The organism is Inquilinus limosus MP06, assembly GCF_000767795.1.
GTDB classification, from domain to species: domain Bacteria; phylum Pseudomonadota; class Alphaproteobacteria; order DSM-16000; family Inquilinaceae; genus Inquilinus; species Inquilinus limosus_E.
The window spans coordinates 1-2,139 of sequence record NZ_JANX01000798.1 but is presented as its reverse complement, the minus strand read 5'-3'; the positions used below and the strand labels follow the sequence as shown (position 1 = coordinate 2,139).

The window sequence follows — 2,139 nt, the reverse complement described above, 5'->3', positions numbered from 1 at the left end:
GGCGCCTGGGCGACCGCGACGGCCTGCCGCCACTGCCGGACGCCGATATCCGCCTGCACCGCGCCCCCGGCCTGGGCCCCGCCGGCGAGCTGCTGGCCCGGCACCTGGCCGACGGCCTGACCCTGCCGGAGCGCCACATCGGAGTGTGATGGTAATCACACTTAACATCTTCCGACGCCCATCCATCGGGCAGGCCCTGCTCGGTCGGTTTGCACCGCAGCATGACGCTTTGCGGCGGAATTGCGGCGAATCCCGGCCATCAAGGCAGAAGCTGGGCAGAGGCGGCGCCTAAATGTCAGGCAATGCAGGCGATGCATTGCTGCGGTGCGAAGAGCAGGGGTGGAAGCATAGCTACCGTAAGCGCATATATCGGCTCGTGCGATGCAACGCACACCGCGCCGCGAACCTCTCGCTGGACGCGGCACGTGAAGAAGGAAATGCTGAAGTGAACCTGATCAACAAGCTTGTCGCCGCCTGGGAGCGTCGTCGTGCCTATGCTGCCCTGATGCAGCTCGATGACCGCCTGCTGGCCGATATCGGCATGAACCGCGGCACCATCATGGAGCGGCTGGCCCGTGCCGCCCGTGACACCCGCGTCTCCACCGACAATGTCGCCGTGCTGCGCCCGACCGTGGCCGTGGCCGCGAACGAAGACTCGGTCATCCGTCGCGCCGCGTGATCGGCACGACCGGAGGCACCCGGTCCGTTTCCTCCCCCGGATCCGGGTCGCGAAAACCCCGCCGCGCGTAAGCCGGCGGGGTTTTCTTTTGCCTGTCCTTCAGCTCAGCGGCCGGTCCGCCCGCTCGCGTCAAAATCGGCCATCGCCGCCGGCCGCGGCCGGACCAGAGGGGGCACCTTGCGCGGCGGGTGCGGCACCTCGGCGCCCGGCTTCTCCGCGTCGAACATTTTCCGCGACTGCTCGATCGCCGCATTGTGCTCGGTCGCCCAGGCGAACAGGGCCTTCAGCGGCTCGATCAGCGTGACGCCGCGATCGGTCAGCGCATACTCCACCCGCGGCGGGATCGTCGGGAACACGGTGCGGGTCACCAGCCCGTCCCGCTCCAGCCCCCGCAGGGTCAGCGTCAGCATGCGTTGCGAGATGCCGCCGATGGTCCGGCGCAGCTCGTTGAAGCGCATCGGCCCGTCCGACAGCAGCCCGACCACCATCACCGTCCATTTGTCGCCGACCCGGGCCAGCACGTCGCTGACCGCCCGGCACTGGTCGTGGGCGGGATCATGGGTGTTGCTGGGTTCCAAAAATGTGCCTCCTTGCGCGGCTCACGGGCGGTCATCAATTTAGCCTCGGTCACTAAATGTGACTACCCCCAGGTCCGATCAACCCGGGAGCCTCCCATCGGCCGGCCGGCCCATCCCCTGCCCCTCGACCATGAGGACCCGTTCCGATGAGCCGTATCCTGTTCGTCACCTCCAGCCCGCGCGGCGGCGCCTCGCTGTCGACCAAGGTCGCCACCGCGCTGGTCGACCGGCTGCAGGCGCAGTCCCCGGCCGGCACCGTCGTCCGCCGCGACCTGGCGGTGCAGCCGCTGCCCCATATCGGCGAGGATTTCGTCGCCGCCCAGGCCCTGCCGGCCGAGGCGCGCAGCCCGGCGCAGCAGGCGGCGCTGGCCTTGGCCGACACCCTGGCGCAGGAGCTGTTCGCCGCCGATGTCATCGTCATCGCCTCGGCGATGATCAATTTCGGCCTCGCCTCGACGCTGAAGAGCTGGTTCGACCACCTGATGCGCGCCGGCGTCACCTTCCGCTACGACGAGACCGGCGTGCACGGCCTGGTCCCCGGCGGCAAGAAGGTCTACCTGGTCGAGGCCTATGGCGGCGTCTATTCCGACGGTCCGGCCAAGGCCTATGACTTCCAGGAGCCCTATCTGCGCCACCTGCTCGGCTTCATCGGCCTGACCGATGTCGAGAGCATCGCGGTCGAAGGCGTGGCCTACGGCCCGGACGTGGCCGAGAATGCCGTGGCCGGCGCGCTGGACAGGGTCTCGACGATCACGGCGCAGGCGGCCTGATCCCGCTGTCGGGGCCGGCCGGCGACGGCCGGTCCCGGGCGGCGGTCCGCCGCCCGGCCCGCAGCGGCGAGAACGGGACGGGCAAGCGCCACACCAGCGCGCTGGCGCCGCG

3 protein-coding genes are annotated in these 2,139 nt (G+C 69.7%); 2 read left to right on the top strand and 1 reads right to left on the bottom strand.

Annotation, left to right across the window (positions count from 1 at the left end):
* Positions 1-445: 445 nt before the first annotated feature.
* A complete protein-coding gene (locus P409_RS39590) occupies positions 446-679 on the top strand; it encodes a DUF1127 domain-containing protein (protein ID WP_034848373.1) in 234 nt (77 codons plus the stop codon).
* 104 nt (positions 680-783) lie between these two features.
* Here the strand turns inward: P409_RS39590 and P409_RS41055 are convergent, their stop codons facing one another.
* Positions 784-1,257, bottom strand: a complete 474-nt coding sequence (locus P409_RS41055; RefSeq protein WP_081992099.1) for a winged helix-turn-helix transcriptional regulator — start codon at positions 1,255-1,257, stop codon at positions 784-786.
* A gap of 146 nt (positions 1,258-1,403) precedes the next feature.
* Here P409_RS41055 and P409_RS32490 point away from each other — a divergent pair, with 146 nt between their 5' ends.
* The gene (locus P409_RS32490) at positions 1,404-2,027 is read left to right on the top strand and encodes an FMN-dependent NADH-azoreductase (RefSeq protein WP_034848371.1); all 624 of its coding nucleotides are present in this window, start codon (positions 1,404-1,406) and stop codon (positions 2,025-2,027) included.
* Positions 2,028-2,139 lie beyond the last annotated feature (112 nt).

Coding starts and splice junctions, on each gene's coding strand:
- P409_RS32490 (WP_034848371.1), top strand. CDS start 1,404: ATGAGCCGTATCCTGTTCGTCACCTCCAGCCCGCGCGGCGGCGCCTCG.